This is a genomic window from Modestobacter sp. L9-4 (genome assembly GCF_019112525.1).
Taxonomy (GTDB): Bacteria; Actinomycetota; Actinomycetes; order Mycobacteriales; family Geodermatophilaceae; genus Modestobacter.
Genome location: NZ_CP077800.1, coordinates 1748404 through 1773060, shown reverse-complemented (window position 1 = coordinate 1773060; position 24657 = coordinate 1748404). Strand labels below are relative to the sequence as shown.

General features: G+C 73.9%; 20 protein-coding genes. 14 read left to right on the top strand and 6 right to left on the bottom strand.

Going from position 1 to position 24657, the window contains the following annotated elements:
- The first annotated feature begins 73 nt into the window (after positions 1 to 73).
- The 4 genes from KUM42_RS08285 to KUM42_RS08270 all read left to right on the top strand — a co-directional run bounded on the left by KUM42_RS08285 (position 74) and on the right by KUM42_RS08270 (position 4290).
- On the top strand, positions 74 to 2443 hold the full coding sequence (locus KUM42_RS08285) for an excinuclease ABC subunit UvrA (protein ID WP_237496287.1): 2370 nt from the start codon (positions 74 to 76) through the stop codon (positions 2441 to 2443).
- A 191-nt stretch (positions 2444 to 2634) separates the two neighbouring features.
- Positions 2635 to 2817 carry a hypothetical protein gene (locus tag KUM42_RS08280; protein ID WP_237496286.1) on the top strand — a complete coding sequence of 61 codons (183 nt, stop codon included), beginning with the start codon at positions 2635 to 2637 and terminating at the stop codon, positions 2815 to 2817.
- Positions 2818 to 3094: 277 nt separating this feature from the next.
- The gene (locus KUM42_RS08275) at positions 3095 to 3358 is read left to right on the top strand and encodes a hypothetical protein (RefSeq protein WP_237496285.1); all 264 of its coding nucleotides are present in this window, start codon (positions 3095 to 3097) and stop codon (positions 3356 to 3358) included.
- Between the two features lie 11 nt (positions 3359 to 3369).
- Positions 3370 to 4290: a hypothetical protein gene (locus KUM42_RS08270; RefSeq protein WP_237496284.1), complete on the top strand. Its 921-nt coding sequence runs from the start codon at positions 3370 to 3372 to the stop codon at positions 4288 to 4290.
- Positions 4291 to 4303: 13 nt separating this feature from the next.
- Here KUM42_RS08270 and KUM42_RS08265 read toward each other — a convergent pair whose 3' ends face one another.
- Positions 4304 to 5992, bottom strand: coding sequence for a bifunctional 3'-5' exonuclease/DNA polymerase (locus tag KUM42_RS08265; RefSeq protein WP_237496283.1), 1689 nt, complete (start codon positions 5990 to 5992; stop codon positions 4304 to 4306).
- A gap of 169 nt (positions 5993 to 6161) precedes the next feature.
- Here KUM42_RS08265 and KUM42_RS08260 point away from each other — a divergent pair, with 169 nt between their 5' ends.
- Genes KUM42_RS08260 through KUM42_RS08225 form a run of 7 tightly spaced genes read left to right on the top strand, consistent with a single transcriptional unit; the run spans position 6162 to position 13320 of the window.
- Positions 6162 to 7625, top strand: coding sequence for a glycosyltransferase family 2 protein (locus tag KUM42_RS08260; RefSeq protein WP_237496282.1), 1464 nt, complete (start codon positions 6162 to 6164; stop codon positions 7623 to 7625).
- Positions 7618 to 8826, top strand: coding sequence for an exosortase/archaeosortase family protein (locus KUM42_RS08255; protein ID WP_237496281.1), 1209 nt, complete (start codon positions 7618 to 7620; stop codon positions 8824 to 8826). The genes KUM42_RS08260 and KUM42_RS08255 overlap by 8 nt, the downstream gene beginning before the upstream one ends.
- Positions 8823 to 9962: an ATP-grasp domain-containing protein gene (locus KUM42_RS20270; protein ID WP_304610765.1), complete on the top strand. Its 1140-nt coding sequence runs from the start codon at positions 8823 to 8825 to the stop codon at positions 9960 to 9962. Before KUM42_RS08255 ends, KUM42_RS20270 begins: the two co-directional genes overlap by 4 nt.
- Complete coding sequence (wecB, locus tag KUM42_RS08240) at positions 9959 to 11110, top strand: non-hydrolyzing UDP-N-acetylglucosamine 2-epimerase (protein WP_237496280.1); 1152 nt, start codon at positions 9959 to 9961, stop codon at positions 11108 to 11110. The genes KUM42_RS20270 and wecB overlap by 4 nt, the downstream gene beginning before the upstream one ends.
- Positions 11107 to 11943 (top strand): HAD family hydrolase, encoded by an 837-nt coding sequence (locus KUM42_RS08235; protein ID WP_237496279.1) that lies wholly within the window; start codon positions 11107 to 11109, stop codon positions 11941 to 11943. The genes wecB and KUM42_RS08235 overlap by 4 nt, the downstream gene beginning before the upstream one ends.
- Positions 11940 to 12590: a hypothetical protein gene (locus tag KUM42_RS08230; protein ID WP_237496278.1), complete on the top strand. Its 651-nt coding sequence runs from the start codon at positions 11940 to 11942 to the stop codon at positions 12588 to 12590. The genes KUM42_RS08235 and KUM42_RS08230 overlap by 4 nt, the downstream gene beginning before the upstream one ends.
- Complete coding sequence (locus KUM42_RS08225; RefSeq protein ID WP_237496277.1) at positions 12583 to 13320, top strand: PIG-L deacetylase family protein; 738 nt, start codon at positions 12583 to 12585, stop codon at positions 13318 to 13320. Before KUM42_RS08230 ends, KUM42_RS08225 begins: the two co-directional genes overlap by 8 nt.
- 6 nt (positions 13321 to 13326) lie before the next feature.
- Here the strand turns inward: KUM42_RS08225 and KUM42_RS08220 are convergent, their stop codons facing one another.
- Positions 13327 to 13551, bottom strand: coding sequence for a hypothetical protein (locus KUM42_RS08220; protein WP_237496276.1), 225 nt, complete (start codon positions 13549 to 13551; stop codon positions 13327 to 13329).
- Positions 13552 to 13680: 129 nt separating this feature from the next.
- Between KUM42_RS08220 and KUM42_RS08215 the strand changes: the two genes are divergently transcribed.
- Positions 13681 to 14388: a hemerythrin domain-containing protein gene (locus KUM42_RS08215; protein WP_237496275.1), complete on the top strand. Its 708-nt coding sequence runs from the start codon at positions 13681 to 13683 to the stop codon at positions 14386 to 14388.
- Positions 14389 to 14451: 63 nt separating this feature from the next.
- On the opposite strand, the gene KUM42_RS08210 is transcribed toward KUM42_RS08215, so the two are convergent.
- The gene (locus KUM42_RS08210) at positions 14452 to 15504 is read right to left on the bottom strand and encodes a YihY/virulence factor BrkB family protein (RefSeq protein WP_237496274.1); all 1053 of its coding nucleotides are present in this window, start codon (positions 15502 to 15504) and stop codon (positions 14452 to 14454) included.
- Between the two features lie 303 nt (positions 15505 to 15807).
- On the opposite strand from KUM42_RS08210, the gene KUM42_RS08205 reads away from it, so the two are divergent.
- The gene (locus KUM42_RS08205; protein ID WP_237496273.1) at positions 15808 to 15984 is read left to right on the top strand and encodes a hypothetical protein; all 177 of its coding nucleotides are present in this window, start codon (positions 15808 to 15810) and stop codon (positions 15982 to 15984) included.
- A 222-nt stretch (positions 15985 to 16206) separates the two neighbouring features.
- Here KUM42_RS08205 and KUM42_RS08200 read toward each other — a convergent pair whose 3' ends face one another.
- Positions 16207 to 18219 carry an MDR family MFS transporter gene (locus KUM42_RS08200; RefSeq protein WP_237496272.1) on the bottom strand — a complete coding sequence of 671 codons (2013 nt, stop codon included), beginning with the start codon at positions 18217 to 18219 and terminating at the stop codon, positions 16207 to 16209.
- Positions 18216 to 18734: a MarR family winged helix-turn-helix transcriptional regulator gene (locus tag KUM42_RS08195; protein ID WP_237496271.1), complete on the bottom strand. Its 519-nt coding sequence runs from the start codon at positions 18732 to 18734 to the stop codon at positions 18216 to 18218. The genes KUM42_RS08200 and KUM42_RS08195 overlap by 4 nt, the downstream gene beginning before the upstream one ends.
- A 180-nt stretch (positions 18735 to 18914) precedes the next feature.
- Here KUM42_RS08195 and hrpA point away from each other — a divergent pair, with 180 nt between their 5' ends.
- On the top strand, positions 18915 to 22865 hold the full coding sequence (gene hrpA / locus KUM42_RS08190; protein WP_237496270.1) for an ATP-dependent RNA helicase HrpA: 3951 nt from the start codon (positions 18915 to 18917) through the stop codon (positions 22863 to 22865).
- Positions 22866 to 23458: 593 nt separating this feature from the next.
- Here the strand turns inward: hrpA and KUM42_RS08185 are convergent.
- On the bottom strand, positions 23459 to 24499 hold the full coding sequence (locus tag KUM42_RS08185; RefSeq protein WP_237496269.1) for a hypothetical protein: 1041 nt from the start codon (positions 24497 to 24499) through the stop codon (positions 23459 to 23461).
- Between the last annotated feature and the right edge of the window lie 158 nt (positions 24500 to 24657).

Genomic DNA, 24657 nt, shown 5'->3' with positions numbered 1-24657 from the left:
CGACGCCGTGGACCGCACCGACCGTCCGACCCGTCCGGTACACATGCCGTCAGGGCGACGGGAGGAGCACACGATGAGCACGGCAGACGGGCTGCGCAGCGCCGACCGGCACGACGTCATCCGGGTGCAGGGCGCGCGCGCCAACAACCTCAAGGACGTGAGCATCGAGCTGCCCAAGCGGCGGCTGACGGTGTTCACCGGGGTCTCCGGGTCAGGCAAGAGCTCGCTGGTCTTCGGCACGATCGCCGCGGAGTCCCAGCGGCTGATCAACGAGACCTACAGCGCCTTCCTGCAGGGCTTCATGCCCAGCCTCGCCCGCCCCGACGTCGACCTGCTCGAGGGGCTGACGACAGCGATCATCGTCGACCAGGAGCGGATGGGCGCCAACCCGCGCTCCACCGTCGGGACGGCGACCGACGTCAACGCCATGCTGCGGATCGTCTTCAGCCGGCTCGGGCAACCGCACATCGGCTCCCCGCAGGCCTTCTCCTTCAACGTCGCCTCGATCAGCGGTGCGGGCGCGGTCTCCATCGAGCGCGGCGGGCAGACGGTGAAGGAGCGCCGCAGCTTCAGCATCACCGGCGGCATGTGCCCCCGCTGCGAGGGCATGGGCCGGGTCAACGACATCGACCTCACCGCGCTGTACGACGACACGAAGTCGCTGCGCGAGGGCCCGTTCTCGATTCCCGGCTACAGCATGGACGGCTGGTTCGGCCGGATCTTCCTGGGCAGTGGCTTCTTCGACCCCGACAAGCCGATCCGCGACTACGGGGAGCAGGAGCTGCACGACCTGCTGCACCGCGAGCCCACCAAGATCAAGGTCGACGGCATCAACCTCACCTACGAGGGGCTGATCCCCAAGCTGCAGAGGTCGATGCTGTCCAAGGACGTCGACGCACTCCAGCCGCACATCCGCGCCTTCGTCGAGCGAGCGGTCACCTTCGCCACCTGCCCCGACTGCCAGGGCACCCGGCTCACCGAGGCCGCCCGGTCCTCCAAGGTCGCCGGCCTCAGCATCGCCGACGCCTGTGCCCTGCAGATCAGCGACCTGGCGGGCTGGGTGAGCGAGCTCGACGAGCCGTCCATGGCGCCGCTGCTCGGGGCGCTGCGCGCGACGCTGGACTCCTTCGTCGACATTGGCCTGGGCTACCTGAGCCTCGACCGACCCTCGGGGACGCTGTCGGGCGGTGAGGCGCAGCGGGTGAAGATGATCCGGCACCTCGGCTCCTCGCTCACCGACGTCACCTACGTCTTCGACGAGCCGACCGTCGGCCTGCACCCGCACGACATCCAGCGGATGAACGCCCTGCTCCTGCAGCTGCGCGACAAGGGCAACACCGTGCTGGTCGTCGAGCACAAGCCCGAGGCGATCGCCACCGCCGACCACGTCGTCGACCTGGGCCCCGGCGCCGGCACGGCGGGCGGCACCATCTGCTTCGAGGGCACCGTCGAGGGCCTGCGGGCCAGCGGCACCCTCACCGGCCGGCACCTCGACGACCGGGCCGCGCTGAAGGAGACCGTCCGCCGGCCCACCGGCACGCTGGAGATCCGCGGCGCGAACGCGCACAACCTCACCGACGTGGACGTCGACGTGCCCCTGGGCGTGCTCGTCGTCGTCACCGGGGTCGCCGGGTCGGGCAAGAGCTCGCTGGTGCACGGCTCGATCCCGGCCGGCGCGGGCGTGGTGTCGATCGGCCAGGGCGCGATCAAGGGCTCCCGGCGCAGCAACCCGGCGACCTACACCGGGCTGCTCGACCCGATCCGCAAGGCGTTCGCCAAGGCCAACGGCGTCAAGCCCGCGCTGTTCAGCGCGAACTCCGAGGGTGCCTGCCCGAACTGCAACGGCGCCGGGGTGGTGTTCACCGACCTGGCGATGATGGCCGGGGTGGCCACCGTCTGCGAGGTCTGCGAGGGCCGGCGCTTCATGGCCGAGGTGCTTGAGTACCGCCTGGGTGGTCAGGACATCAGCCAGGTGCTGGCCATGCCGGTGACCCAGGCGCTGGAGTTCTTCGGCAGCGGCGAGGCCCGCACCCCGGCTGCGCACGCCGTCCTCGCCCGGCTCGCCGACGTCGGGCTGGGCTACCTCAGCCTCGGCCAGCCGCTCACCACGCTCTCCGGTGGCGAGCGGCAGCGGCTCAAGCTGGCCACGCACATGGGGGAGAAGGGCGGCATCTACGTCCTCGACGAGCCCACCACCGGCCTGCACCTCGCCGACGTCGAGCAGCTGCTGGGCCTGCTCGACCGGCTCGTCGACTCCGGCACGTCGGTGATCGTCGTCGAGCACCACCAGGCCGTCATGGCCCATGCGGACTGGCTCATCGACCTCGGGCCGGGCGCCGGTCACGACGGTGGCCGGGTCGTCTTCGAGGGCACCCCGGCCGACCTGGTCGCCGCCCGATCGACCCTGACCGGTGAGCACCTGGCTGCTTACGTGGGGGCCTGACCAGCAGCTCCGGCTGCACAGAGTGTGTCGGAGGCTGGGTGCACCTCCCGACGGGCGTGCGCCGAGGACCTCGGCGACCGCGCGGGTGACCAGACGGCGGGACGGCGGACGCTGCCCGTTGTCGCGGGCCGCCGCGCCGCGCCGCAGGTGATCGCCGCCGGCTGCTCGGCGCCGCGGCGCTGGCGGTGGGCGTGGTCCGGCCGGGGGTCCTCGCGCCCACGCTGGTGCTATGCCTCGGCGCCGCGGGCGTGGCGGCCCTCGCGCTGCGCACCCCCGACGGCGGACCGCGGGCGCTGGTGCGCCGGCCCCACCGGGCGTCCGTGGTCACCCAGCACGCGGTCGACCCCGCCCTGCTGCTCGGCGTCCTGGGCTGAGCCCTGTCCGGCGCCGCCGCGACATGCCGCGCCGCCGGGCCGGATCGGCGTCACAGGCGTCGGTCACCGTCGAAAGCCCAGGTCAAGCACGGTGTCAAGTCGACAAGGCGGCTGAGGGAGGGCCGGTCATCGACCCGGCCGGTGCCCCCGACAACGATTCGGTGACGGGCCCCTGCTGCAGGTGTCGGACGGACCCTGTGCGCGGCCTGTCCGGACCTACCTTTCGCCCTACGTCCGCGGCACTTCCCCAGCCGCGACGGAGCACCGAGGAGTCCCCGTGAGCACGCCCCTTGACCTCTTGCCCCGCCCCTCGTCCGGGCGTCCCCCCGCCCTCGACGTGGAGGTGGACCTCGACGCGCTGCTGGAGGTCTTCGCCGACGTGGCGCCCGTGTCGGCGCGCCGCACCCTCCGCCGGTCCGGTGCGCACCTGCGCGGCTGGGCCCGCTCGTCGTCCCGGCGCGCCGCCGCCTGGGGCGCCGTCCCCGAGCCGGCCGTCGTCGTCGTCCGTTCCGCCTCGGTCGCGACGGAGGTCGGGCAGTGATCCTCTGGCCGGTGGTTGCAGTGGTGGGCTTCGTGGTGCTGGCCGCGCTGGTCGTGGCCCTCGCGCAGAGCTCGACGGCGCGGTACGAGTTCGAGCGCAACCGGGTGCAGGTGCCCCGCGAGCGGGCCCAGGCACCGGCCCAGTCCCAGGCCCAGGCGTCGGCCCAGGTCTCGGCGCCGGCGCCGGCCCAGGCCCCGGCGCAGGCCCCGGCGCTGGCCACGGCCGGTGCGGTCGTCGGGTCCGCCGAGGCGGCGGGCCAGCCGGCCGGTGACCGCGCGGTGGTGACGCAGGAGGTGCGGACGGCGCAGGAGGCGCGCACCGCCGGCCTGGCCGCCCACCCCGCGGGCAAGCGGACCGGGGATCTGGGGACGGCGGCGTGGTGGCTGGTCGCCGAGTCCGACGAGCGCCCGGGGGAGCAGGTCGTGACCGGGCCGTTCGCCGACCGGATCGAGGCCGAGTGGGCCGGGCTGAGCGGGTCGGGTCAGCCGGTGCACGGGGTGCGCCGGGCCGACGGCCGGGTGGTGCGCCGTCAGCTGCCGGAGGAGCGCGCGTGGCTGAGCGACCTCAGCGACCAGCTCGACCGGCTGCCGGCCGAGTGGGACCACGACTTCGCCGACGACGACGAGCTGGTGACCCTCGTCGTGGAGGTGGCGTCGGCGTTGGTCGAGTCGGGCCTGCCGCTGCACGACTGCGTGGGGGAGGAGACCGCCGGCGGGGTGTGCCTCAGCCCCGAGCCGGGTCGTCCGGGCATCGTCGTCAGCTGGCACCAGCACCACCGGGCCAGCTCGGAGGACGTGCGTTCGGCCGCGGCGCACGCCGCGGTGCAGGCGGCGATGAACATGGCGCTGGCGGAGGTCCTGCTGCAGCTGGGCTTCGAGGTCGAGCCGTTCGGTGAGGCCGGCTGCTCCCTGGTGGTGGTCGGCACCCGCTGACCGGCACCCGGGGTCAGGCGGCGTCGGCCCAGGAGCGGACGACGGACACGTCGAGCGGGAAGTCGACGGGGAACGTGCCGAACAGCAGCCGGCCGGCCTCGACCGCGGCGGTGCGCACCGCCGCGGTCACCTCGTCGGCCAGCCCGGCCGGGGTGTGCACGACCACCTCGTCGTGCACGAAGAACACCAGGTGCGGGCGGGCGGTGAGCTCGCCGGCCCCCAGCCGCCACAACCGGTTGCGGAGGTCGGCGAGCCAGCACAGCGCCCACTCGGCCCCGGTGCCCTGGACGACGAAGTTGCGGGTGAACCGGCCCCAGGACCGGCGCTCCCGACCCCGGTCCTCGGGGGACAGGGCGCCGTCGGGCTCCTCACCGGCCGGCACGGCCCACGCGCCGGTTGGCAGGGGGGAGCCGCGGCCGAGCAGGGTGTGCACGACCTCGCCACGCTCGCCGGCGCGGGCGGCCTCCTCGACCAGCCCGATGGCCCGCGGGTAGCGGCGGGTCAGCCCCGGCATCATCCGGCCGCTCTCTCCCCGGGTGGCGCCGTACATCGCCCCGAGCATCCCGATCTTGGCCTCCGCCCGGGTCGCGACCGCCCCGCTGTCGACCATCCCCTGGTACAGGTCGGCGGCCCGTGCGGCCTCGGCCATCACCGTGTCACCGCTCATCCCGGCCAACACCCGGGGCTCCAGCTGCGCGACGTCGGCGACGACGAACCGCCAGCCCTCGTCGGCCCGGGCGGCCGGTCGCACGGGGACCGGCACCGACAGCGCACCACCACCCGAGGAGGCCCACCGCCCGGTGACCACCCCACCGGGCAGCCAGGTCGGGCGGAAGCGCCCGTCGGCCACCCAGGTGTCCAGCCACGTCCACCCGTTCGCCGCGAGCAGCCGGGAGAGCCTCTTGTACTCCAGCAACGGCCCGACCACCGGGTGGTCGAGCTGCTCCAGCGTCCAGGAGCGCGTGTCGGCCACCGGCAGCCCGGCGGTCTGCAGCGCCCGGAGCAGGTCCGGCGGTGAGTCGGGGTTGAGGTCCGGTGCGCCGAGCGCCGCCCGGACGTCGGGCACCAGCCGCTCGAGGCCGGCCGGCCGCGCCCCGCGCACCGGCCGCGGGCCCATCAGCGCGGTCAGCAGCCGGTCGTGGACGTCGGCCCGCCACGGCATCCCGGCGTGCGTCATCTCGGCCGCGACCAGCGCCCCACCGGACTCCGCCGCCAGCAGCAGCCCCAGCCGCGCCCGCTGGGGTGTTGCGGCGACGGTGGCCTGCTGCCGCGCGTGCTCGGCGGCGGGGTCCAGGCGGTCGGCAGGGTCCTCGAGCGGGAAGAGGGCCGGCTCGGCGGCCGACACCGGCTCCAGGGAGTCCCAGCCCGCGGTGTCGGGGCCGGCCAGCAGCGCCGGGTCGGCGAACGGGGAGCGCCGCAGCACCGCGTGGGACAGCCGCAGGTCCGTGCAGCGCTCGACCCGCACGCCAGCGGCCAGCAGCTGCGGGTACCAGCGCGTGGTGTCGTCCCAGACCCAGCGCGGGCGGTCGGCCTCCCGGTCGGCGACGAACCCGGCCAGCCGCCCGGCCGGCAGCTCGGTGAGCCCGACCGTGCTGCCGTCGGCGGCCAGGTCGCGGGCCAGGACGGCGTCGGGCCCCTGCCGCGTCAGCAGCACCCGGGCCACCCCGGTGCCGACCGCGCTCCGGGGCGGTCCGTCGGTCACCGGCGCAGTCTCGTCCACGGGTCCGACAGGACCGGGCGCAGCTCCCCGGCGGTGCGGCACCGCAGGGTCCAGGACGCGCTCAAGAGCCCGCGGCCCGGTGCCGATCACTCCATCGAGCAGTGGTGCTGACCAGCACCGATCCCGTACCGCCACCCGGAGAGGACCCGTCGTGCCCGCACAGCCCGCGGTCGTCGAGGGCACCCCCGACGTCCCGTCGGTCGGCTCGCACGCCGACCGCCCGGAGGCCCGGGTCGGTGCGCTCGTCGCCTACGTGCTGCTCGCCCTCACCGCCTTCCTGTTCTTCGGCGTCGACCGCACGCTCGGCGTGACCGCCGGCGTCATCAACGTCGTCTTCGCCGTCTACTTCTGCCGGCACCTGGCCTTCGCGGTCTCCGCGGCCCGCTGGGCCGAGGCCGACCTGCTCGCCGCCGACGTCGACCTGGAGGGATACACGCCCCCGGTCGCGGTCTTCGTGGGCTGCAAGAACGAGGAGCTGGTCGTCGACGGGATGATCCGGGCGCTGCTGGCCCTGGACTACCCGGCCGACCGGCTCCAGCTCGTCGTCGTCGACGACGGTTCGGACGACGACACCGGTCCCCGGCTGGACGCCTGGGCGCGGCGTGAGCCGCGGCTGCGGGTCATCCACCGGGCGGCGGGCTCCGGCGGCGGCAAGTCCGGTGCCCTCAACGAGGCGCTGGCCACCGTCGACGCCGAGGTCGTGCTGGTCTTCGACGCCGACCACGAGCCCGACCCCAACGCCCTGCGCCGCCTGGTGCGGCACTTCCGCGACCCCGTGGTCGGTGCCGTCATGGGCCGCTGCGTCATCCGCAACGGTCATGACTCCTCGCTGGCCTCGGTCGTCTTCGTCGACTACCTCTCCGGCTACCTGGTCAACGAGTACGGCCGGCAGGCGATGTTCGAACTGCCCGCCTACGGCGGCGCCAACTGCGCGGTGCGCATGTCGACGCTGCGCGCCCTGGGCGGCTGGAACCCGCACACCGTCACCGAGGACACCGACCTCACCCTGCGCGTGCTGCTGTCGGGTCAGCGGGTGCGCTACGACGTCTCGGCCGTCGACTACGAGGAGGCCGTGGTCACCGCGCGCCGCTTCTGGAAGCAGCGCTACCGCTGGGCGCGCGGCCACCAGAAGTGCATGCGCGACTACTGGCGCCCGATGATGCGCTCGGAGCACCTCACGCTGGTCGAGAAGGCCGAGTCGATGATGTTCCTGCTGACCTACCACGTGCCGGTGCTGTCGGGCATCGGCCTGACCCTCACCGTGCTGCGCGCCTTCGGCATCGGCGACCTGCCGCTGATCGGGCTGCTGCCGCTGTCGATGCTGCTGTTCGTCGGCCCGCTGGCCGAGCTGAGCGTGGGGCTGCTGGTCAGCCGGGTCGAGCGGAAGGCGGCCTGGCAGCTCATCGGCTTCCTGCCCTCCTTCGCCCTGTCCATCTGGATCACCTCCCGCGCCTACCTCGACGGCATGCTCGGCCGCCCCTACACCTGGGTGAAGACCACCCGCTCCGGCGCCACCTCCACCCTCGCCCCGGCCGCCGTCCCGCTGCCGGCCCCGGCCGCCGCGCCGCGCTCGTTCGCCGCTCCCGACTCCGGGGCGGTGGTTCGGCGTGGCTGAGACGCTGCTCGTGCCGCCGGTCCCGCGCCGGCCGCGGGCCAGCACCCGGCGCCAGGTCGCCGTCATCGGGGACCTGCTGCTGGCCGGGCTGGTCTGCCTGGTCGGGTACCGCTACGGCGCCCACTGGCTGCAGGTGCAGGAGGCGAGCTGGGTCGTCGGCGTGCTGCACCTGGTCGGTGTCGACTCCGTCTCCGGCGTGCTCCCCACCCGGATCCTGGTCTTCCGTCCCGACGGCGAGCTGCTCAACGCCGTCGTCACCGCCTCCTGCTCGTCGGTCCTGTCGGTCGTCGGCCTCACCGCGCTGACCGCCTCGGTGCTGCGCAGCCGGCGCGGGCACGCGCTGGCCGGCCTGCTGGTCGCCGTCGTCGCGGTGCTCGTCGCCAACCACCTGCGGCTGCTGCTCTCGACGGTGATCGGGCTGCAGTGGGGCGGTGGGTCGCTGGTGCTCTTCCACGACTGGGTGGGCACGCTGTGGAACCTCGCCGCGACCCTGGGCGGGTTCCTGCTGATGGTCTGCGTGACGCTGCCCTCCCGCATGCGGGCCGAGCAGGACGTCGCGGGCCGGCACACCGCCCGCCGTCCCAGCAGCTGGGCCCGGCCGGGCCTGGGCTACCGGCTGCCGGAGTTCGACCAGGCGGTGCCCGTGCAGGGACGCAACCTCGCCGGGCTCGTGCACCGCTCCCTGCTGCCCCGCCGGTGGTCCCGCTGGCTGGGCGCCCGCCGCGAGGCCGCCCGCATCGACTACCGCATCGGGCACCTGCCGGTGCACGACCGGGTGCAGCGGGTGCGCGTGCTCGCCGCCGACGGCCTGGGCGCGCACACCGCCTCGCTGCTGGCCGTGGCCACCTACGAGCAGGACGCCGACGTGCTCGACGCCCTCGCCGGCGCCATCGCCGCCCGGCAGTGGGAGCCGATCACCAACGAGCGGGTGTCCTCGCTGCGGCTGTGGGCGCGGGGCTGGCTGCTCAGCCGCGGACTGGCCGCCACCGCCCGTGCCACGGCCGCCCCCGCGCCCGTCACAGCAGGTCCGGCCCGCACCGACCCGGCCCCGGCGGTCGTCCCCGGGCCGGTCGCAGTGCCGACGGTCGGACCACGCACCGGGCCGCCACCGCGCAGCTTCTCCCGACCCACCCCGACCCCGTCAGCCCCGCACCCGTCAGCACCGCACCCGTCAGCACCCGACGCCGAGGACGCCCGATGACCCGCTCCCTGTACCCGTACCCGGTCCCGCCGCCGCGTCCGGCCGTGGTGGACGTGCGCGACCTGCCCCGTCCCGGGGTGCCGGCCGCCGCCGTCCCGCGGCCCACGCCGCCCGCCCCGGCCCCGGCTGCGCGGGCGGCGTCCGGGTCGGCGGTGCTGGTCACCGGCTCGGGCGGGCCGGCCGGCGTCGCCGTGGTGCGCCGCCTGGTCGCCCTCGGGCACCGGGTGGTCGCGGTCGACATCGACCCGATCGCGGCCGGCAGCGCGCTGGCCACCGTCGGGGGCGTCGTCCCCCGCGCCGACGACCCGTCCTTCGTCGACGCCCTGGTCGCCTTCGCCCACCAGCACGGCGCCGACGCACTGGTGAGCACCGTCGCCGAGGAGCTGCCCGCCCTGACCGCCGCGGCCGACCGGCTGACCGCCGCCGGCCTGGCCACCTGGCTGCCCGCGCTGGCCGCCGTCGACCTGTGCTGCGACAAGGCCGCCTTCGCCGTCCGGCTGGTCGAGGCCGGGGTGCCGACGCCGGCGACCGCCGCCACCGTCGAGGGCGCGGCGGGCGTGCCCGGGCCGTGGATCGTCAAGCCCCGCGCCGGGCGCGGCAGTCGCGGCGTGCAGCTGCTGGACACCGCCGAGGCCGTCGCGGCCGCGATGACCGCCGACCCCGGCCTGATCGTGCAGACCCGGCTCAGCGGCCGGGAGTTCACCGCCGACGCGCTCGTCGCCCGCGACGGCGCCCTGCTGACCGTCGTCCCCCGCTGGCGGGACGCGACCAAGGCCGGCATCTCCGTGCAGGGCACGACCTTCGACTCCGAGGCCGTCACCAGCGTGGTCGCCGACGCCCTCGCGGCGGTCGCGCTCACCGGCCCGGCCAACGTGCAGGGCTTCGTCGCCGACGACGGCACGGTCACCGTCGTGGAGATCAACCCGCGGTTCAGCGGTGGTCTGCCGCTCACCCTCGCCGCCGGCGCCGACGTCGTCGGCACCTACCTCGCCGGGGTCCGCGAGCCGGCGGCCGAGCTGCCCTACCTGTTCTTCACCCCCGGGGTCCGGATGAGCCGGTACTTCGCCGAGACCTACACCGCCCCCGACGGCCGCTCCGTCGCCGACCCCTGCGCCGTCCCCGCGGTGACCGGGTGACCCGCAGCCGGCACGTGCTGGTGCCCTTCGGCACCCGACCGGAGGTGGTCAAGCTGGCCCCGGTGGTCGCCGCGCTCGTCGCCGCCGGGCACCGGGTGGACGTCGTGGACACCGGGCAGCACGCCGACGCCGCGATGGCCTCGCAGCTGCAGGAGGCCCTCGGCCTCACCCCGACCCACCGGTTCACGCTGCCGGCCGAGCCCGCGTCGGCCCGCACCGGCGCACTGCACGCCGACGCCGCCACCGCACTCGCCCGCTTCCGCCCCGACGTCGTCCTGGCCCTCGGCGACACGAACACCGTCCCGGCGTACGCGCTGGCCGCCCGCGGCGCGGGCGTGCCGTTCGCGCACGTCGAGGCCGGGCTGCGCAGCTACAACATGCGCAGCGTCGAGGAGGTGAACCGGCGGGTCGCCGCCGCGATCGCCCAGCTGCACCTGGCCCCCACCGCCCGGGCCGCGGACTCGCTGCGCCGGGAGGGCGTGCCGGCCGAGCGGGTGTTCGTCGTCGGCAACCCGGTCATCGACACCCTCGTCGCCCGGGGCGTCACGCCGGTCCCGGTCGCCGAGCGCCGCGGGGTGCTGGTCACCGCCCACCGGCCCACCAACGTCGACGACCCGGTGCGGCTGGCCCGGCTGGTGGCCGTCGTGCGCGGCCTGGCCGACCAGGTCGGCCCGGTCACCTTCCCGGTGCACCCGCGCACCACCGCCCGGCTGGCCGCCGCCGGCCTCGGCGGGGCACTGGAACACCCCGGCATCCGGCTCACCGGGCCGGTCGACCACGACACGCTGATGGCCGCGCTGCGCTCGTCGCAGCTGGCGGTCACCGACTCCGGCGGCATCCAGGAGGAGGCCGCCCACCTCGGCGTCCCGGTCGTGGTGCTGCGCTCCTCCACACCTCGCTGGGAGGGCGTCGAGGCCGGGACGACGACGCTGGCCGGGCTGACCGACGACGGCGCCGCGCAGGCCGTGCTCACCGCCGCGGCCGCGCACACCTCCGCCGCCGGGCAGGCCCGGGCCGCCGCGCTGCCCTGCCCCTACGGCGACGGCACCACCGGCACGCAGATCGCGGCGATCCTGGCCGACGAGCGCACCGACGCCCTGCTCGAGCTCACCGAGCCCGACTTCACCGACGGCCGGCTCCCGTGGTGACCGGCTGGTCCGGGCCGCCACCGCTGGCCGTGGTCGTCGACCTCGACGACACGCTCTACCCGCAGGCCGCCTACCTCGCCGGTGCGGCCGCGGCCGTCGGAGCCGCGGCCGGCACCGCCGGCCTGGACGGCGACGCCGTGCACGCCGCGCTCGTCGCGGAGCTGGCGGCCGGTTCCGACACCGGCGGCACGATCGACCGCGCGCTGCTCGCCGCCGGCGTCGCCCCGGGGGAGCTGCCGGCCCTGCTGCCGCCGCTGGTCGCCGCCTTCACCGGGCACCGGCCGGACCGGCTGCCCACCTACCCCGGGGTCGAGGCGGCGCTGACCGCGCTGGCCGCGGCCGCACCGCTGGCCTGCCTCACCGACGGCGCCCCGGAGATCCAGCGGGCCAAGCTGGCCGGCACCGGGCTGGACCGGCTGCTGCCGCTCGTCGTCCTGAGCGACTCCCTCGGCGGGCGCGCCACCCGCAAGCCCGCACCCGCCGGGCTGCTGGCCGTCGCCGCCCGGCTCGGGGTACCCGCCGACCGGCTGCTGATGATCGGCGACCGGCCGGGCAAGGACGTCGCCGTCGCGGCCGCCGTGGGCGCCCGGGCGATCCGGGTGCGGCAGGGCGAGTACGCCACCGCGCCCGACGTCCCGGCGGCCTGGGCGGTCACCGCCAGCTTCCCGGAGGCGGCTGCCCGCGCACTCTCCGTGATCGGCCCACCCGACGTGGACGGGCGCCTCACCCGTTCGCGTGACTTGGGCCCGCGGGTGGCCAGCACGGGCGGTGAGCTGTCGATGACATGGGGACAGGACAGCTCGTACACGACCCAGTTGAGGGCAGGACGATGACGGAGAACGCACCGACGGGCCGAGGGCCCGGCCGGCGGCTGCGCAGCGGGGCGCTCGCCCTGCTCACCGCGCTGCTCGCGGTGGTCGCCCCCGTGGTCCTGCCCGCGTCGGCCTCCGCCGCCGGCTACTACGGCGGGTACGACGGCGGCTACAACGGTGGGTACAACGACGGCGGTTACAACGGTGGCTACAGCGGCGGCTCGACCGGTGGGTACACCGGGGCCGTCGTCGTCACCCCGGTGCTCAACTGCGTCCTGGCGGGCACCAACGGCGCCTACACCGCGGTGCTCGGCTACCGGAACACCAGCTCGAGCACGTACACGATCACCGGTGACTACAACGTCATCTCGCCGTCGTCCTACAACGGCCAGCAGCCCACGGTGTTCAAGCCCGGCACCTACTCCGGGGTGTTCCGGGTGGCGGTCAGCTCCGGCACCCTCTACTGGACCCTCGGCAACTCCAAGCTGACCATCAGCCGCACGTCCACCCCGGCCTGCCCCAAGGACACCCAGATGCCGGCCGACGGCAACGGGACGGGCGTGGTGGGGGCCCTCGCGGTCGCCGCCGGTCTCGGCGCGCTGATGGTCCGCCGGGCACGCCGCCGGGCGGACGCCCTCACCCCTCACCAGGAGCCCGTCGATGCGTAACGTGCTGGCGGTCGGGGCCCACCCCGACGACATCGAGCTCGGCTGCGGCGCCACGCTGCTGGCCCACCATGCGGCCGGTGACCGGGTCACCATGCTCGTGCTCACCGGCGGGGAGAACGGCCCCGGCGACGAGCGCAGCCAGATCAGCCGCCGCCGCCAGGAGCAGCAGCGGGCCGCCCGCACCCTGGGCGCGGAGCTGGAGTGGGGCGGGCTGCGTGACTGCACCGTCGTCCCCGACTCGGCCACCATCGGCATCATCGAGTCCGTGCTGCGGGCCACCGACGCCGACCTGGTCTACGTGCACGCCCCCGACGACAGCCACCAGGACCACCGGGCGGTGTCCGCAGCCACGCTGTCCGCCGCGCGCCGGCTGTCCCGGGTCATGCACTACCAGAGCCCCTCGACGCTGACCTTCACCCCGACGGTCTTCGTCGACGTCACCGCGCACCTGTCGGGCAAGCTCGCCGCCCTCGGCGCGCACGCCTCCCAGGTGGAGATGTCGGCGATGGTCGAGCCGGACGCCGTCGTGGCGTCGGCCCGGCACTGGGGCGCGCAGGCGCGGATCGGCTACGCCGAGGCGTTCGCGCCCACGCGGATGGTGCTCGACCTGGCGCCCCGTCCCGCGGCGGAGCTGCCGGCACCCCGCGCGGCCGCCGAGGACCTGGTGCCCGCGCACCGGCTCAGCAGCCTGATCGCCGTCCCGTCGGCCGTCCCGGTCGCCGCCGGCTGACCTCGGTCAGGCGCCGTGCTGGCAGACCCGGCACAGGCCGACGTCGTCGGGCACGTCCTCCACCGGGATCACCGTGACGTGCTCGCCGCACAGCGCCGGCACGTCCGTGTGGGTCTCCAGGGCCTCCCGGCCCACCTCCTCCGGCACCGCGTGCAGCGGCCCGGCCAGCTTCTCGCCGGCCGGGCTGCTGCCGTCTGCGCTTCGTCGGGCCCGACCGACCAGGTTCGCCATGTGCCCACCCTGCCCCCTCGCACACCGGTCCCGCGCGTCGGGCCCGGCCGGTGCATGGGAGCGACCGGTCCCGGGCACGCAGTGCGGGCGTCCCAGCAACCGACGCGCGCACGAGGGCAGGAGCACGAGATGACCAGGTCCATCGCAGACCAGACCGTGACCGAGCTCGGCGGACCGGGCAGCGTGTTCGTCCGCCAGCGGGAGGACCACGAGCAGCTCGACCGGCTGCTGACCGAGCTCGAGGGCACCACCGGCACCGAGCAGGAGCGGGTGCTCCGCCGGATCGACCGGCTGGTGTTCAGCCACGCCTTCGCCGAGGAGACCGTGCTCTGGCCGGTCGTCCGCCGCGTGCTCCCCGACGGCGAGGCGCTCACGCTGCAGGTCGAGGAGGAGCACCAGGAGGTCAACGAGCTGGTCAGCGACCTGGAGACGCTCGGGCACGACGACCCCCGCCGGGCGGTGACCCTGGCCCGGCTGGTCGAGGTGCTGCAGGACGACGTCCGGGACGAGGAGGACGTGCTCTTCCCGCGGCTGCAGCAGGCGCTGGACGCGCCGGCGCTGCGGCGGCTGGGCCGGCAGTGGGACCTCGCCCGCCGGGTCTCCCCGACCCGGCCGCACCCGACCGTCTCCCGCCGTCCGCCGGGCAACGCCGTGTCCGCTCTCCCGCTGACGGTGCTCGACCGCAGCCGCGACCTGGTCGACGCGGGCGTGCAGCGTGCGCCCGGGCGGCTGGTGCCGGCCGGCGAGGCCGTCAGCCGCGGGCTGGCCGCGGTCGCCGGCTGGGTGGAACGGGTGCCGCTGGCCCGGCGCGGGGACCGTCCGCCGACCAGCCGCTGAACGCGACGACGGCCCCCGGTCTCCTGGCGGAGTCCGGGGGCCGTCGTCGTCGAGGGCCTGGGGTCAGGTCGTCTGCTTGCGCTTCGGCGCCTCACGGGCGTCGAGCTGGATCTCCTTGTCCGCGCGCGGGACGCCGGCCTTCAGCTCCTTGGTGCGCTCCATCTCGGCGTCCAGCTCGATGCCGAAGAGGAGGGCGAGGTTGATCAGCCAGAACCAGATCAGGAAGATGACCACGCCGGCCAGGGCGCCGTAGGTCTTGTTGTAGCTGCCGAAGTTGCCGACGTAGAACGCGAACGCCGCCGAGGCGACGACCGCGACCAGGATCGCGACGCCGGCGCCGGGGCTGACCCACTTGAAGCCGCGCAGCTTCGCGTTCGGGGCGGTGTAGTAGAGGACGGCGATCATCAGCGCCAGCAGCACCAGGATGACCGGGTACTTCGCCCAGCTCCAGATGTTCAACACGGTGTCGCCCAGGCCGATGGACTGCCCGATGGCGTCCACGACCGGGCCGCTGAGCACCAGCATCGCCAGGATCAGCGCGGCGAACAGGATGCCGATCAGGGTGACCAGCAGCTGCAGCGGCTTGAGCTTCCAGATCTTCCGGCCCTCACGCGTCTCGTAGACGATGTTGGCCGCCCGGCCGAACGCGCCGACGTAGCCCGACGCCGACCAGATGGCCGCCGCGATGCCGATGATCAGGCCGAGGCTGGCCGCGCTCGAGCTGCCCGCGATCTGCTGGATCACCGGGTTGAGGGTGTCCGCCGCCTGCTTCGGCACGACCTGCGTGATGCCGTCGGTGAGCTGCTGCGGGTCGGTGAGCAGGCCCACGATCGACAGCAGGGCGGTCAGCGCGGGGAAGAGCGCGAGGATGCCGTAGTAGGTCAGCGTGGCGGCCCAGTCGGTGAGCCCGTCCTCGCTGAACTCCTTCAGCGTGCGCTTGAACGTGCCGCCGGTGGTTGCCTTGGGGTCGGCGCCGGTGGGCGCGTAGTCGGCGCGCTCGCGGCTGATCTTGTCGTCGCCCGGCGCGGTGTCGTGGGCGTCGTTCGGGGTGTTGCTGTCCTGCGCGGTACCGCCGCGTGATCCCTCTCGGGGGGCACGTGCACTGGCTCCGGCCATGGGGGCCTCCGGGTGGGTGGGACGCTGGCTTGTCGGTGTTGGGTGCCCCGATCGGGACGGCGTCACGCGTGGGGACGTTGCATTCCGGCAACGGTCGGTCCGGGTGGCCTGTCGTGCTGGGGCGGCAGTGCCGCAGGATCGGGCAGCGGACACCTGCCGGGCACGTCCCGGTGCGACGATCGTCACACGCTGTCCACAGAGAAGTCGCTCTGCGCAGGGTTCACTGCAGGTGCGAGCGGGAAGTGACCACCAGCAGAGCGCTGGGCGACCAGCGGGCACCGAAGAGAACGTGGAGCGGACCAGATGGTGATGTGGCCGGCAGTCAGCCTGCTCGGATTCCTCGTGCTGACGGCACTGGTGGTCCTGATGGGCATGCAGTCCACCAAGCGCTACGAGGCCGAGAAGCAGGCCGCGTCCTCGCTGCGGCACGCAGCTCCCGAGGCCGCCCGCGCGACCGCAGCAGCCACCGCGGTCCTCTAGCTCCTCCCGCGTCGCCCTGCGACGCATCCGCGCCCACCGACGGCGGCCCTCCTCGAGGGCCGCCGTCGTCGCGTGTCCGGACCCCGTCGTCCACGGGCGTCCGGCCGGCCGACGCGCTCACCGTCGGGAGTCGCGGGTGCCGTCCGTGTCCGGGCGGGAACGCCGACGGCCCCTGCGTCCCGCGGGTGGCGGGGCGCAGGGGCCGTCGGTGGTGCGGACCGGTCAGACCTGCCGGCGGAGCTCCTCGGGCAGGTGGTCGGCCGGGACGCTGGCCAGCCCGGTGGGCTGGCCGGCGGCGGTGGCCTCGTGCCGCCCGCCCTCGGGGGCGTCGACGTCGGCGCCCGCGGCCTCGTGCCGGCCGGGGTGCGCACCGGTGCCGGCGCCGACGACGGTCCCGGCGGCCGGTCCGGTGGCCGGCTGCGTGGCCGGCTGGACGCCGGCGTGCGGGTCCGCGCCGGGGACGGCGCTCTCACCGGTCCGGTCGACACCGTCGACCGGCGGCTCGACCGAGGTCGGCGCCGCCGTCCCGGCCGCGTTGGCCGCGGCCAGCGCGGGGGAGTCCGCCGCGGTGCCCGGGTCGGCGTCCTTGCTGCCGCCGGCCTGCGCGGCCTGGATGCCGGACTGGGTGCGCAGCGGCAGCTGGGGCAGGAACAGCAGCACGAAGAACCCGAGCGCCACCACGATCGCGGCGATCAGGAAGACCGCGTCGAGGGAGGTGGCGAAGCCGGTCTTGAACGGCAGCGCGATCTCGGCCGGCAGCTTCTGGATGAAGGATGTGTCGGACAGGTCGCTGCCGCCGGCGCCGGCCTGCTGCAGCTGCGGGGCGATGGCCGGGTCGGCCGCTGCGGCGTTGCGGACGGAGCTGCCGATGTCGTTCGGCAGCCGGGTGAACAGCACCGACAGGAAGACGGCCGTCCCGAGCGTGCCGCCCATCTGGCGGAAGAAGGTGACCGACGAGGTCGCCACACCGATCTCCCGCGGGCTCACCGCGTTCTGCACGGCGAGGATCACCGGCTGGAAGTTGAAGCCCAGGCCCAGCCCCATGAGCAGCATGAACGGCACCAGGGTCCACACGTGCGTGTCCGCGGCGACGATGAAGTGCAGCGAGAGCAGTGCGGCGACGATGAAGACCACGCCGACCAGCGGGAAGAGCTTGTACTTGCCGGTCCGGGCGATCGTCTGGCCGGCGATGATCGAGCCGGACATGATGCCCAGGACCAGCGGGATCATCTGCAGGCCGGCCTCGGTGGGGCTGGAGCCGTGCACGATCTGCAGGTACTGGGGGAGCAGCAGGATGCCGCCGAACATGCCGGCGCCCAGCACGATGCTGCTGGCGCTGCTGACCGCGAAGGTGCGGTTCTTGAACATCCGCAGCGGCAGCAGGGCGTCGTCCTTGTAGGCCCGCTCGGCCAGCACGAAGAGGACGAAGCCCACCGCGCCGATCGCGTAGCAGACCAGCGCGCGGGTGGAGTCCCAGCCCCAGGTGCGGCCCTGCTCGGCGACGATGAGCAGCGGCACCAGGAAGGTGATCAGCGCCAGTGCGCCGGGGAAGTCGATGCGGTGCTCGCGCTTGGTGTGCGGCAGGTGCAGCACCCGGAACACGACGACCAGCGCCAGGATGCCCAGCGGCACGTTGACGTAGAAGATCCAGCGCCAGCCGGTGATGCCCAGGATCGAGGACTGGCCGGACAGGAAGCCACCGATGACCGGGCCCAGCACGCTCGAGGTGCCGAAGACGGCCATGAAGTAGCCCTGGTACTTCGAGCGCTCACGCGGCGGCACGATGTCGGCGATGATCGCCAGCGCCAGCGACATCAGGCCACCGGCGCCGATGCCCTGGATCGCCCGGAAGGCGGCGAGCTCGTACATGGAGTTCGCGAAGCCGCACAGCGCCGAGCCGATGACGAACACCGCGATGGCGAACAGGTAGAACGGCCGCCGGCCGTAGATGTCGCTGAGCTTGCCGTAGAGCGGCGTGGCGATCGTCGAGGTGATCAGGAACGCGGTGGTCGCCCAGGCCTGCAGGTCGTAGCCCTGCAGGTCGTCGGCGATCGTGCGGATGGCCGTGGAGACCACGGTCTGGTCGAGGGCGGCCAGGAACATGCCCATCAGCAGCCCGACCAGGATGGTCATGATCTGCCGGTGGGTGAAGGCCCCGGAGGCGTCGGGCGCTGCGGCCGAGGCGCGCGCGTCGCTGCGCTGGGCCCCCGTGCCACGGTCGGTGGTCTGGGTCATCGGTCCTTCTCGGAGGTGGTCGCGGCGCCGTCGATGGCGGTGCCCAGGGTGGGGAGGTGGTCGGAGAGCTGCCGCACCAGGCGGTGCAGCTGACGGGTGAAGGTGTGCAGTTCCTCGCCCTCCCAATCGGCGGTCACCCGCGTGAACAGGGAGCTGCGCTCCTGGCGCATCTGGTCGAGCACGGCCTCGCCGGCCGGGGTGACGACCAGCCGGCTGGCCCGCCCGTCGGAGGCGTCGGCGACCCGGCGGACGAGCCCGCGGTCGACGAGCAGCGTGACGTGCCGGCTGACGGTGGAGGGGTCGGCGTGCACGAGCTCGGCCAGCGCCCCCTGGCGCAGGGGGCCCAGCCGGGTGAGCGGGAAGAGCAGGACGTGCGCGGCGCGCTCGCGGGCCTCGGGGCCAGCGCCGCCGGTCAGCTGGTTCTTGAGCAGGTGCATGACGCGCACGAGCTGGGCCAGCTCCTCGGGCAGCGAGAGCGGTGGAGGAGCTGTCTCGGACGTGAGCGTCTCGGACACGGGGGCACTCCGGTGGTCGGCAGGGGGCGCCGCGCTGCGCCGGAGGAACACGTGCACGGTACAAGCCGTTGCGCGATACATGCAACCAGTTGGGCCGTGCACCGAGTGTGAGGCGCGCGACCGCACCCTCCGGGGTGAGACCCTGGAGTCACTGCCCTCGACAGGAAGTACGAGCACCCCGTGACCACCCCGCACGACGACCTCCGGTCCCGGCTGTCCGCACTGACCCTGAGCGACGAGCACCGCCTCGGTCGGCGGCTGGACGGCACCCGGCGCACGAGGGACCTCGCGGTCCGCGCGAAGCAGACCGAGCAGATCGCCGCCGAGGTGGCGGCGGCCGAGCAGCGCGTCGCCCGCCGCCGGGACGCCGTCCCGGTCGTGAGCTACCCGGAGGAGCTGCCGGTCAGTCAGCGGCGCGACGACATCGCCGAGGCGCTGCGCGACTCGCAGGTGGTCGTCATCGCCGGGGAGACCGGCTCGGGCAAGACCACGCAGCTGCCGAAGATCCTGCTGGAGCTCGGCCGTGGCGTCCGGGGCCGGATCGGGCACACCCAGCCGCGACGGATCGCCGCGCGCACCGTCGCCGAGCGGATCGCCGAGGAGCTGGGCAGCCCGCTGGGCGACGTCGTCGGCTTCAAGGTCCGGTTCACCGACGACGTGGGCGACCGGACGCTGGTCAAGCTGATGACCGACGGCGTCCTGCTCGCCGAGGTGCAGCGCGACCGGCTGCTGCGCCAGTACGACACGATCATCATCGACGAGGCGCACGAGCGGAGCCTCAACATCGACTTCCTGCTGGGCTACCTCGCCCGGCTGCTGCCCCGCCGTCCCGACCTCAAGCTGGTCATCACCTCGGCGACCATCGACGTCGACCGGATCGCCAAGCACTTCTCCGTCGACGGCGCCGCGGTGCCGGTGGTCGAGGTCAGCGGGCGCATCTATCCGGTCGAGGTCCGCTACCGCCCGGTCATCGACCCGGACGACGAGGACGCCGACCCCGACCGCGACCAGGTCACCGCGATCGTCGACGCCTGCGCCGAGCTGGTGGCCGAGGGCCCCGGCGACGTGCTGGTCTTCCTGGCCGGTGAGCGCGAGATCCGCGACACCGCGGACGCCCTCAACGAGCGTGGGTTCCCGCTCACCGAGGTGCTGCCGCTCTACTCGCGGCTGAGCGCGGCCGATCAGCACAAGGTCTTCCAGCCGCACACCGGACGGCGGATCGTGCTGGCCACCAACGTCGCCGAGACGTCACTGACGGTTCCGGGCATCAAGTACGTCGTCGACCCGGGCACCGCGCGCATCTCCCGGTACAGCCATCGCACGAAGGTGCAGCGGCTGCCGATCGAGGCGATCAGCCAGGCCTCGGCGCGGCAGCGCTCGGGCCGCTGCGGGCGCACCAGCGAGGGCATCGCCATCCGGCTCTACACGGAGGCCGACTTCGAGGCCCGCCCCGAGTACACCGACCCCGAGATCCTGCGCACCAACCTGGCCTCGGTGCTGCTGCAGATGGCCTCGCTCGACCTCGGCGACGTCGCCGAGTTCCCCTTCATCGACCCGCCGGACCGCCGCGCGATCGCCGACGGCGTGGCGCTGCTGGAGGAGCTCGACGCCCTCGACGCCGCCGGCGGGCTCACCCCGACCGGCCGCTCGCTGGCGACCCTGCCGCTGGACCCGCGGCTGGCCCGGATGGTCGTGGAGGCCGACCGGCGCGGGGTGCTGGAGGAGGTGCTGGTCATCGCCGCCGGGCTCACCGTGCAGGACGTGCGCGAGCGCCCGGCCGAGCACCAGCAGGCCGCCGACGAGCAGCACAAGCGGTTCGCCGACGAGAACTCCGACTTCATCGGCCTGCTCAACCTCTGGCGCTACCTGGAGGAGCGGGCCGAGGAGCTGTCGGGCAACCAGTTCCGCCGCACCGTGAAGAAGGAGTTCCTCCACTACCTGCGCATCCGCGAGTGGCAGGACCTGCACGGCCAGCTGCGCAGCACCGCCCGCCGGCTGGGCATGACCCTCGGCGAGCTGGCGCCGGCGCCCGACGAGCGCGGCGTGACCGCCGCCCTGCTCTCGGGCCTGCTCTCCCAGGTCGGCATGCAGGTCGAGCCCGTGAAGGACCGGTCCGGCAAGCCCGGCCGTCCGGGCCGTGAGTACATGGGCACCCGCAACACCCGCTTCGTGCTGGCCCCGGGCTCGCCGCTGGCCAAGAAGCCGCCGCGCTGGGTGGTCGCCGCCGAGCTGGTGGAGACCAGTCGGCTGTTCGCCCGCACCGTCGCGCGGATCGACCCCGAGACGGTCGAGAAGCTGGCCGACCACCTGGTGCACCGGCAGTACAGCGAGCCGCGCTGGGACGCCAAGCGCGGCTCGGTCGTCGCCACCGAGCGGGTCACCCTCTACGGCCTGCCGCTGGTGGTGGGCCGCCGGGTGCAGTACGGCTCGATCGACCCGGTGGTCTCCCGCGAGCTGTTCATCCGGCACGCGCTGGTGCAGGGGGAGTGGACGACGCACCACCGCTTCGCCGCCGACAACGCCCGCACGATCGAGCGGGTCGCCGAGCTGGAGGAGCGCGCCCGCCGCCGCGACATCCGGGTGGACGACGAGACGGTGTTCGAGCTCTACGACGCCCGGGTGCCCGCCGACGTCGTCTCCACCCGGCACTTCGACCGCTGGTGGAAGGAGGCCCGGCGCACGACCCCGGACCTGCTGACCTTCACCCCGGAGATGCTCACCAACGCCGCCGTCGCCGGGCAGGTGCAGCTGGAGGACTATCCCGACGAGGTGCAGCTGACCCAGGGACTGACCCTGCCGCTGTCCTACGCGTTCGCCCCGGGTGCGGAGCAGGACGGCGTAACCGTCGACGTGCCGCTGGGCGTGCTGGACACCGTGGCCGCGCGGACGTCGGGGGAGTCGCTGGCGTTCACGGTGCCCGGGCAGCGGGCCGAGCTGGTCACCGAGCTGCTGCGGTCGCTGCCCAAGCAGCTGCGCCGCGGGCTGGTGCCGATCCCGGACCGGGTGCGCGAGGTGCTGCCGAAGATCGACCCGACGGAGGCGCTGCTGCCGGCGCTGGAGCGCGAGCTGCGCCGGGCCACGTCGGTGGTCATCCCGCCGGACGCCTGGCGCCCGGCGGAGGTGCCGCCGCACCTGCGCGCCACCTACCGGGTGCTCGACGACTCCCAGCGCCTGCTCGCCCAGGGCAAGGACCTCACCGCGCTGCGCACCCAGGTCGCGCCGCAGGCCCGGGCCAGCCTTGCCCGCGCCGCGTCGACCTACGAGCGCAGCCGGCAGACCACCTGGACGTTCGGCGAGCTGCCGGAGACCGTCGAGGTCGAGCGCGGCGGGCACGTGGTCACCGCGTTCCTGGCGCTGGTCGACGAGGGCGAGACGGTCGGCGTCCGGGTGGTGCCCACCCAGGCCGAGGCCACCCGGATGAGCTGGCGGGGCGCCCGACGGCTCCTGGAGCTGGTCGTCAGCTCCCCGGTCAAGCAGGTGGTCAAGGGCATCGGACCACGCTCCAGGCTGGCGCTGCAGTTCAACCCCGACGGCGAGATCCCCGACCTGGTCGCCGACTGCGTGGACGCCGCCGCCGACGAGCTGATCGCGGCCGCCGGTGGCCCGCCGCGCACCGAGGCCGCGTTCGCCGCGCTGGTGGCCACGGCCCGCACCGAGCTGCACACGCTGACCAGCGACGCCGTCCGGCGGGTGGAGGCCGTGCTGACGCAGGCCCGGGAGACCGCCATCGCCATCGGCGCCGCGCCGGGACGGCGGGTGCCCGAGGCCGCGATCGCCGACCTGCGGGCGCAGATGGGCGGACTGCTGCACCGCGGCTTCGTCGCCACCGCCGGGCGCAGGCGGCTGCCGGACCTGGTGAGGTACCTCAAGGCGATGGAGCTGCGGCTGGACAAGCTGCCGGCCAACGCCGCCCGCGACGCGCTCCTGATGGCGCAGGTCGAGGCGGTGACCAAGGAGTACGAGCAGCTGCGCGCCGCCGTCCCGGCCACCGGTGCGCCCGACGACGCGGTCATGCGGGTGCGGTGGATGGTCGAGGAGCTTCGGGTCGGGCTGTTCGCCCAGACCGTCGGCACGCCGCGGCCGGTCTCCGAGCAGCGCATCTACAAGGCCATCGACGCCGTGTCGGTCTGATGCGTCGTCATCCGAGCCGGTGCAACGGCGCGGATGACGACGCAGGGGCCCGACAGATAGCCGGAAACAACAGAACGTCCTTTATGTTGTATCTGCCCCGTCGTCCGCTATGGGCGGGTCAGGACGGTGTGCGGCTCGGGAAGCGAGGCGCCGCTGCGGGCGTGTCGAGCGCACTTTCCAGTCGTGCCGGGCGGTCAGGGCTGCAGGGGCGAAACTCGCTCGAGCATGGACATGCGCGTAGCCGACCGCATCTATGTGTCGAGACTTTCCGCGGACTTCTCTGCTTCATCGCGGTCGCGTACCTGCTGTGCATAAAGCTGGTTGTACAAGGCTTCCTCGGCTTCGAGCACCGAGGCGTGGGGATTGCGCAGCCTGTGAAGGGTCAGTGCAGTGCGAGCCAAGCGGAGCACCCAATCCAGTCGTACGTTGCTGTCCGTGCCAAGGGCAACTGACTGTCCTCGGAAATCTGTGGTCACAATGGCGTCAACTCCAAGGTCTAAGAGCAATCTACGAAGATGCTCAGTCGTAGTCGTGAACTCGAAGTCAGCCATCGCTACCCTTTGATCAGTGCCGCAACTCAGCCAGAACGGGCGTTACTGGTCACTCACGGCGTCCAGTGCTTCGTCGGCCCATCCGACCAGGTGCGCCAGTGCCATTCCGCGCTGGCGGTAGAGCCGCTCGGGGTCAGCATCTTCGTGGTATGCCTGATGACCGGTGTCTCCGGCTTGGGAGAGCAGCAGCGGCAGGAGCCAGGCGTACTTCACGCACGAGGCGACGACACCGAGCCGAGCGTCAGAGTCGGTACCCGTCCAGCCGCTCTCGCGCAGCCCAGCTAGGTAGGCCGGATAGCAGGCCGCCTCGAGTTCCGGGAGCTGCTCGGCGGGCCAGAACAGGTCGAAAACAGCGTCCGGTAGCCAGTTGCCGAGATCCTCTCCGACCGCGCCGTCGCCGGCGAAGGCCCAGTCGAGCATGACTACTGTGCCGTCGCCGCGGCGCACGGCGTTGCTCACCCACGCGTCGAGGTGGGATGAGGCGCGCGGTAGCTGTTCCATGAGGTCGAGCAGAGCATCGCGGTGGGTGAGCAGCCGGCTCCAGCCCTCTCGCAGCCCGGCTGGCCAGGTCGCGCGGATCAGCGGTTGTGCCCAAGCGTCATCGTCCTGGACCACGGACGCGTCTCCTGGGCGGCTGGTGGAGTACTGGCGTAAGAACCGCTGGGAGGACCACGGCCGGGTCAGCGGCGGTCGGCCCTGCCAGCGGCCGAGGGCGGTCGCGGCGGCTACGTGGTCGGTCAGGTCGAAGTTGGGTCCGGCGGTCCCGGTGACGTCCTCCAGCCACAGGGTCGTGCCGCTCTCATGGTCGACGACCTCGGCGCCGGCAAGCTCGAGCCCTGTCCCGGTCAGAGATGCTCGGAGACTGTCGTCCCGGTAGACCTCGGCCTCTCGGTGCCAGTAGTTCCAGTGTCCCGGGTCGGTTGACGTCGCCCAGTGCACCGCACCGCCCTTCTCCACCGGGCCCGGCCGGCGCAGCTCCTTACGCACCCGACTTCCGCCCGGCGTCCGCACGCGCTCGACAATCACAGTCGACTGGTTGCTCGAGTTGTACCGGAGGACCTTTGCGGAGTGATCGCCGTCCATGGCAGTGCCTTGCCCGAAGGATGGTTCCTCTACCCGACTTCAACGTGGGGCCGGTAGGCCGAGAGTCAGCGACACGTAGGAGCCTGGCTGAGGTGCGGCGGGGCGTCGTTGTCCTCTACTCCCACATGCCGGGCGCCGGACGGGCCGGCGCTCCTCCT

Excerpts from the sequence above, each read along its gene's own strand:
- KUM42_RS08285 (WP_237496287.1), top strand. The coding sequence starts at position 74 with ATGAGCACGGCAGACGGGCTGCGCAGCGCCGACCGGCACGACGTCATC.
- KUM42_RS20270 (WP_304610765.1), top strand. The coding sequence starts at position 8,823 with ATGACCCGCTCCCTGTACCCGTACCCGGTCCCGCCGCCGCGTCCGGCC.
- KUM42_RS08230 (WP_237496278.1), top strand. The coding sequence starts at position 11,940 with ATGACGGAGAACGCACCGACGGGCCGAGGGCCCGGCCGGCGGCTGCGC.
- KUM42_RS08225 (WP_237496277.1), top strand. The coding sequence starts at position 12,583 with ATGCGTAACGTGCTGGCGGTCGGGGCCCACCCCGACGACATCGAGCTC.
- KUM42_RS08220 (WP_237496276.1), bottom strand. The coding sequence starts at position 13,551 with ATGGCGAACCTGGTCGGTCGGGCCCGACGAAGCGCAGACGGCAGCAGC.
- KUM42_RS08215 (WP_237496275.1), top strand. The coding sequence starts at position 13,681 with ATGACCAGGTCCATCGCAGACCAGACCGTGACCGAGCTCGGCGGACCG.
- KUM42_RS08210 (WP_237496274.1), bottom strand. The coding sequence starts at position 15,504 with ATGGCCGGAGCCAGTGCACGTGCCCCCCGAGAGGGATCACGCGGCGGT.
- KUM42_RS08205 (WP_237496273.1), top strand. The coding sequence starts at position 15,808 with ATGGTGATGTGGCCGGCAGTCAGCCTGCTCGGATTCCTCGTGCTGACG.
- KUM42_RS08200 (WP_237496272.1), bottom strand. The coding sequence starts at position 18,219 with ATGACCCAGACCACCGACCGTGGCACGGGGGCCCAGCGCAGCGACGCG.
- KUM42_RS08185 (WP_237496269.1), bottom strand. The coding sequence starts at position 24,499 with ATGGACGGCGATCACTCCGCAAAGGTCCTCCGGTACAACTCGAGCAAC.